At 42.5% G+C, this 7495-nt stretch carries 1 protein-coding gene, 2 tRNA genes and 3 rRNA genes; all 6 read right to left on the reverse strand.

Annotated features, from left to right (window positions below; genetic code table 11):
* Positions 1–91: 91 nt before the first annotated feature.
* Positions 92–207, reverse strand: a 5S ribosomal RNA gene (gene rrf / locus CQA40_RS10560).
* A gap of 536 nt (positions 208–743) precedes the next feature.
* Positions 744–3629 (reverse strand): 23S ribosomal RNA (locus CQA40_RS10565).
* Positions 3630–3813: 184 nt separating this feature from the next.
* Positions 3814–3948: a hypothetical protein gene (locus CQA40_RS11760; protein WP_258864554.1), complete on the reverse strand. Its 135-nt coding sequence runs from the start codon at positions 3946–3948 to the stop codon at positions 3814–3816.
* A gap of 346 nt (positions 3949–4294) precedes the next feature.
* Positions 4295–4370, reverse strand: a tRNA-Ala gene (locus CQA40_RS10570).
* 149 nt (positions 4371–4519) lie between these two features.
* Positions 4520–4596, reverse strand: a tRNA-Ile gene (locus tag CQA40_RS10575).
* 130 nt (positions 4597–4726) lie between these two features.
* Positions 4727–6390: ribosomal RNA gene (locus CQA40_RS10580) — 16S ribosomal RNA — on the reverse strand.
* The 16S, 23S and 5S rRNA genes sit together here with 2 tRNA genes alongside, the layout of an rRNA operon.
* Between the last annotated feature and the right edge of the window lie 1105 nt (positions 6391–7495).

Raw genomic sequence — 7495 nt, forward strand, 5'->3', positions numbered from 1 at the left:
AAAAAGTAAAATAAAGTAAGTAAAGTAAGATAAAAAACAATAAAAAGCAGATAAAGCAAGATTTTGTGAGTTAAGATAAACATTTCCCCAATCCCTGCATCGACCTACATTCCCACACTTGCAAAGTGCAGTATCATCAGCGAAGAGGAGCTTAACTGCTAGGTTCGGAATGGAGCTAGGTGTGTCCTCCTCTCTATAGACACAAGGAAAAGGGAAATAAAGGCAAGCAAACACATCTACCCAGACTTAAGCCTCATAAAATCTAAGATTCTACATATCAACCTGCACTTAAGAAGTAATATTTCACTACCCATAAATCTTATGATGCTTTGGCTAGGCTTTTACACTCCACAAAGCAGAGTATAGAGCCTATCTCTTTAGCTATGTTTTTGCCCTTATTTCCATTTTCCTATGGGGATAACAAACATTTGATACACTAGAATTTTATTGCTTTTATGCCTAAAAGGCACTCTCCTTTATGTGTGCTTATATGCACTTTGCTAGATTTGCATAAATAAGATTTACAAGAAATAAATCACTATAAACCACTTACTACACACAAGCACCCTAATGAGTAAAAACAATAAATAACTAAGTATCAACCATTGATAATAGCCCAAAGGTAACTAGAGACAAACTAGATTCTAGACTTAAATAAAACACACCAATAATTATACAACCCTTGCTTTACCCAATTTGATACACTCAATAAGGCAGTAATTAGAATACTTAACGCTATATAAAGAAATAAGCCAAACGGTCTATTAGTAGTAGTCAGCTAAACACATTACTATGCTTACACACCTACCCTATCAAGCAGCTAGTCTTGCTGCGACCTTCAGGGAGAGTTAATCTTGGAGTTGGCTTCCCGCTTAGATGCTTTCAGCGGTTATCACATCCACGCGTAGCTACGCAGCGATGCTCTTGGCAGAACAACTGCTACACCAGTGGCGTGTCCATCCCGGTCCTCTCGTACTAGGGACAGCTCTCCTCAACTCTCCTACGCCCACGGCAGATAGGGACCGAACTGTCTCACGACGTTCTGAACCCAGCTCGCGTACCGCTTTAAATGGCGAACAGCCATACCCTTGGGACCTGCTCCAGCCCCAGGATGCGATGAGCCGACATCGAGGTGCCAAACCTCCCCGTCGATGTGAGCTCTTGGGGGAGATCAGCCTGTTATCCCCGGGGTACCTTTTATCCTTTGAGCGATGACCCTTCCACACAGAATCACCGGATCACTATGACCGACTTTCGTCTCTGCTCGACTTGTTTGTCTCGCAGTCAGGCTGGCTTATGCCATTACACTCTGCTTGCGATTTCCAACCGCAATGAGCCAACCTTTGCAAGCCTCCGTTACTTTTTAGGAGGCGACCGCCCCAGTCAAACTACCCACCAGACATTGTCCTACTTGAGGATAACTCAAGCTAGTTAGCCCACAGAAACATTAAGGGTGGTATCTCAAGGACAGCTCCATCTCCACCAGAGTAGAGACTTCAAAGCTTCCCACCTATCCTGCGCATAATGCTCCCATGTGCAGTGCCAAGCTGTAGTAAAGGTCCACGGGGTCTTTCCGTCTTGCCGCGGGTAGGAGGAATTTTCACCTCCACTACAATTTCACTGAATCTCTCTTTGAGACAGCTCCCATCTCGTTACGCCATTCATGCAGGTCGGTATTTAACCGACAAGGAATTTCGCTACCTTAGGACCGTTATAGTTACGGCCGCCGTTTACTCGGGCTTCAATTCAATGCTTTGGGTTGCCCCTGACAAATCCTCTTAACCTTCGAGCACCGGGCAGGCGTCACACCTTATACTTCCTCTTACGAGTTTGCAAAGTGCTGTGTTTTTGGTAAACAGTCGGGAGGGACTCTTTGCTGAGACCACTTGCGTGGCACACCTTATCGCGAACTTACGGTGCTAGTTTGCAGAGTTCCTTAAAGAGAGTTCTTTCACGCGCCTTAGAATACTCATCTCATCTACCTGTGTCGGTTTGCGGTACGGGCAATATTAGCTAAACTTAGAAACTTTTCTTGGCACGACGGCATCAGTGATTCTCCCCGCTATCCGAAGACTTTGGAGAGCCTTTGAGGTTTGACATACAGAGGCGGATTTGCCTATCCTCCAAGCTGCACCCTTAGACTAGCACTTCCATCAGCTAGCTCACCTAACCCTATGCGTCCTTCCATCGCACACTACTATTGGTATTGGAATATTAACCAATTTTCCATCGACTACCCATTTCTGACTTGTCTTAGGACCCGACTAACCCTACGATGACGAGCATCGCGTAGGAAACCTTAGACTTTCGGCGAAGTGGATTCTCACCACTTTTATCGCTACTCATTCCTGCATGCTCACTTCGCATCGCTCCACCACTTCTTGCCGATATGGCTTCAACGCAGATACGAACGCTCTTCTACCACTCTATGCTTTCACATAGAATCTACAACTTCGGTGTCTATCTTAGCCCCGTTATATTTTCTGCGCAAAATCACTAGACCAGTGAGCTGTTACGCTTTCTTTAAAGGATGGCTGCTTCTAAGCCAACCTCCTGGTTGTCTAAGTAACTTCACATCATTTTCCACTTAGAATAGAACTTTGGGACCTTAGTTGGTAGTCTGGGTTGTTCCCCTTTTGACGATTGATTTTATCACCCACCGCCTGACTCCCAAGATAAGGCAATAGGTATTCGTAGTTTGACAGGGGTTGGTACCGCGGTGAGCAGCCCTAGCCCAATCAGTGCTCTACCCCCTATTGCTATCACTTGAGGCTATACCTAAATATATTTCGAAGAGAACCAGCTATCACCAAGTTTGTTTGGCCTTTCACCCCTATCCACAACTCATCCCAACCCGTTTCAATGGGCACGAGTTCAGTCCTCCATAAGCTGTTACACTTACTTCAACTTGGTCATGGATAGATCACTTGGCTTCGGGTCTGCAGCATCTGACTTAACGCCCTATTAAGACTCGCTTTCGCTATGGCTTCGCGTGTGCTTAACCTTGCCAGATACCACAACTCGCAGGATCATTATGCAAAAGGCAGTCCATCACCCTGATAAATCATAGGGCTCTGAATGATTGTAAGCAAATGGTTTCAGGTTCTATTTCACTCCGCTCACTGCGGTTCTTTTCACCTTTCCCTCACGGTACTTGTGCGCTATCGGTGTAGTAGTAGTATTTAGGGTTGGAGAGTGGTCTCCCCTGCTTCAGGCAAGATTTCTCGTGTCTCGCCCTACTCTGGATACTGCTACCTAGCAATGTCTTTTCGCATACGGGATTATCACCCTCTATGATGAGTCTTTCCAAACTCTTCTGCTAAGATATTGCAGTGGATATTGCAGTCCTCAACCCCGAGTGCAAGCACTCGGTTTGCCCTTATCCCCGTTCGCTCGCCGCTACTAAGAGAATCTCGTTTGATTTCTTTTCCTCTAGCTACTGAGATGTTTCACTTCGCTAGGTTCGCTCCATTAAAGGTAATGCGCATCACTACGCATTGGGTTGCCCCATTCGGATACCTACGCATCAAAGCTCCTTGACAGCTCCGCGTAGCTTTTCGCAGTCTAGTGCGTCCTTCATCGCCTCTACTACCCAAGGCATCCACCATTTGCTCTATTGTAGCTTATGCCTTTTTGTTAAGTATTCTTACATTACCGCCTTACTGAGTGTATCATTTTAGCTTGTTGTGGATTCACAACAATGCTTAAACAAAGACTTCAATAAAGCAGGGTTATTGTAGTTTTATTTTACTTAGGCTATTAACAATGAAAAATCAAATAACACGACTTATAAAGTCTAATGCAAATCTTAAGCTATAAATCCATAAAACCTAAGCTATAAATCCTAGCTACGCTAAATCTTACCAAAGTCATAAAATCTAGCAAGGAATCTAAAGAGATAAAATCTAAGAATCCAGCAGGATAAAAACCCAAATTAGAATCTAGCACTTTTTTATATTCTTGCTTTTAGATTCCATTTTTTTGCCCTTAAGAGAGATTCTAAAGAACCTCCACAAAAAACACTAAAAAGAATGCTAAAAGAACACCTTAACACTAAAGGTTTCTTAAAGATTCTCTATGTGTATTCTCTTAAAGACTTGCATTAAACCTTATAGAACAAACAATAAAAACAAAAACTCTAACTTAAAAACTAAAAATCCAAGCAAGTTAATCTAGTATTGTGTTGCTGATTTTAACCAAATTATTTTTAAGTAATTTGGTTTTAGCCAACCATTTCTAATTAACTCTTTTAATTAGCTTTAATTAACTTGGGATTTTAGATAGACTTAAGCTATGGTGGAGAATAGCGGGATCGAACCGCTGACCTCCTGCGTGCAAAGCAGGCGCTCTCCCAGCTGAGCTAATTCCCCTTATTTGCAAAGACTTTCTTAAAAAAACTTAAAGCAATCTAAGAAATCTAAAATAACAAGGATAGGCTAAAGACTACAATGGATTTCCTAAATCTAACCCATAAACAAGTTCATTGCCACTAAGCCAAAAATAGACAAGAAACAAGCTATGGTGGGCTTAAGAGGACTTGAACCTCTGACCTCACCCTTATCAGGGGTGCGCTCTAACCACCTGAGCTATAAGCCCATATTGAATCAAATAGGACAATAATCTCTGAAAACTAAGCAAGAATCTAAAGCGCGTAATGTGCCAACTCTACCAACTAAAAATAGCAAGGTTGCAAGCAAGCTAAACAAATAGCTTGCTTTTTTCTCTGAAAGGAGGTGATCCAACCGCAGGTTCTCCTACGGTTACCTTGTTACGACTTCACCCCAGTCGCTGCATCCGCCGTGGGCGGTAACCAATTTAGTATCCCGACTTAAGGCGAATACAACTCCCATGGTGTGACGGGCGGTGAGTACAAGACCCGGGAACGTATTCACCGCAACATTGCTGATTTGCGATTACTAGCGATTCCAGCTTCATGTAGTCGAGTTGCAGACTACAATCCGAACTGAGAGGTGTTTTTGAGATTAGCTCCATCTTACGATATTGCAGCTCTTTGTGCACCCCATTGTAGCACGTGTGTAGCCCTAGGCGTAAGGGCCATGATGACTTGACGTCGTCCTCACCTTCCTCCTCCTTACGAAGGCAGTCTCCCTAGAGTGCTCAGCCGAACTGCTAGCAACTAAGGACGAGGGTTGCGCTCGTTGCGGGACTTAACCCAACATCTCACGACACGAGCTGACGACAGCCGTGCAGCACCTGTTTTCAAGCTCTGGCAAGCCAGCACTCCGCTATCTCTAGCAGATTCTATCAATGTCAAGCCTAGGTAAGGTTCTTCGCGTATCCTCGAATTAAACCACATGCTCCACCGCTTGTGCGGGTCCCCGTCTATTCCTTTGAGTTTTAATCTTGCGACCGTACTCCCCAGGCGGAATGCTTAATGCGTTAGCTGCATTACTGCAAGGACAAGCCTCACAACAACTAGCATTCATCGTTTAGGGCGTGGACTACCAGGGTATCTAATCCTGTTTGCTCCCCACGCTTTCGTGCATGAGCGTCAGTAATGTTCCAGTAGGTCGCCTTCGCAATGAGTATTCCTCTTGATCTCTACGGATTTTACCCCTACACCAAGAATTCCACCTACCTCTCCCACACTCTAGAATAACAGTTTCAAATGCAGTTCTATGGTTAAGCCATAGTATTTCACATCTGACTTGCTATCCCGCCTGCGCACTCTTTACGCCCAGTGATTCCGAGTAACGCTTGCACCCTCCGTATTACCGCGGCTGCTGGCACGGAGTTAGCCGGTGCTTATTCGTTAGATACCGTCATAATCTTCTCTAACAAAAGGAGTTTACAATCCTAAAACCTTCATCCTCCACGCGGCGTTGCTGCTTCAGGGTTTCCCCCATTGAGCAATATTCCCTACTGCTGCCTCCCGTAGGAGTCTGGACCGTGTCTCAGTTCCAGTGTGTCCGTTCACCCTCTCAGGCCGGATACCCGTCATAGCCTTGGTGAGCCATTACCTCACCAACAAGCTGATAGGACATAGACCAATCCTTTAGCGAAAGCACTCAAAAATACTCTTAAAAATACATTTATAAGCTACATATAGCATAATCATTGTAGTGCTAGATTCTCCTGCATTTATATAAATAAACTTGCAGAATCCAACCCTACACTTATCACACTCTATGAGCCTAGCTAAGTGCATTTCTAAGAGCATTTTTGAGTGCCTCTTTCCCCCGTAGGGAGTATCTAGTATTAATCACCGTTTCCAGTGGCTATCCCAGACTAAAGGGCATGTTATCTATGCGTTACTCACCCGTGCGCCACTAATCCACCTCTAGCAAGCTAAAGGCTTCATCGTTCGACTTGCATGTATTAGGCACGCCGCCAGCGTTCACTCTGAGCCAGGATCAAACTCTCCATAAAAAATGGAGAGTTTAGAATCTAAAAAATAGAGCCAAACTCTCCATAAAAAGTTAAAGTTTTAAAAGCTATGGAAATTTAAGTCAATATAAAATACCAACCACAAACTTGCCATAAACTTATTAAAAACTTAAAATAAGGCTCACAAAAATTAAACTTGCAAACTCTAAAGAATTTGTGCTTAAATTTTGTGTTTTTATGAAAGGGTTTATCCTTGCTACTTAACTAAGTCATAACTATTAAGCTAGTAAAGCTTAAAGTTATAGGCTTATCACTCGTATCACAAAGACTTTACTCTTAAGCTAAGTTAAGCGTTGCAACTATGTAATAACAATTTGCAACGGTTACTTAAAGCTTTAAGTCATAGTCGAGTTGTATGAATGTAAGAGATAAAGCTAGCATAATTACTTGCTTTATCATCTTGCTTAGTTGTCAAAGATCATTTACCAATTTTTCATCAATTCTAGTTAAAGATAAAAAATGTAAAATATCGCCAAATTGCTCTTTAAGTGTTTTACATCAATGTAGTGTTCTTGCTATGCCCAAATTGGAATCGTTATCTTAAACATTTACTATACTAATGCCCTTTAAGCATTCTTAAGTCGTTTAAGTTGATTTTTGTTGTTTGTAGCTTTTGTGGCTATTGTTTCAAACGCAATCACGCTTTATCAAACTTTGCACCACTTCACATTCTCTGCATTCTCTAACGCTTACAACACCGCTTTACACTATACTACACTGCTTTACATTGCTCTGCTCTACTTAAAGTATTACAAAACATCACAGCAGTATCACAGCTAGCGACACAATATACACAACAATGAGTGTCCCAAATAAAAGTCATTTAACAAATCATTTGGCATCATTTGGTAATGATAAGAAACAAATCATCTAGTATAAGTGCAAGTGCTACAATGCAAGTACGAAATGCGTAAAAACTACACAAGAAAACAACACAGAAATAACAAGAAACAAAAAGATAAAAAACACGGGAAAATTTGGGAAAGGGAATAATACAGATATTATGCTTAAATGTTGCTTAAGTGTGGGGATAATTAAGAGAAATTGTGAAAGATTTGTGGGGAGTTGGAAAAATTTCGGTGGGAAT

The sequence above is a fragment of the Helicobacter sp. MIT 01-3238 genome (genome assembly GCF_003364135.1).
Lineage (GTDB): Bacteria > Campylobacterota > Campylobacteria > Campylobacterales > Helicobacteraceae > Helicobacter_B.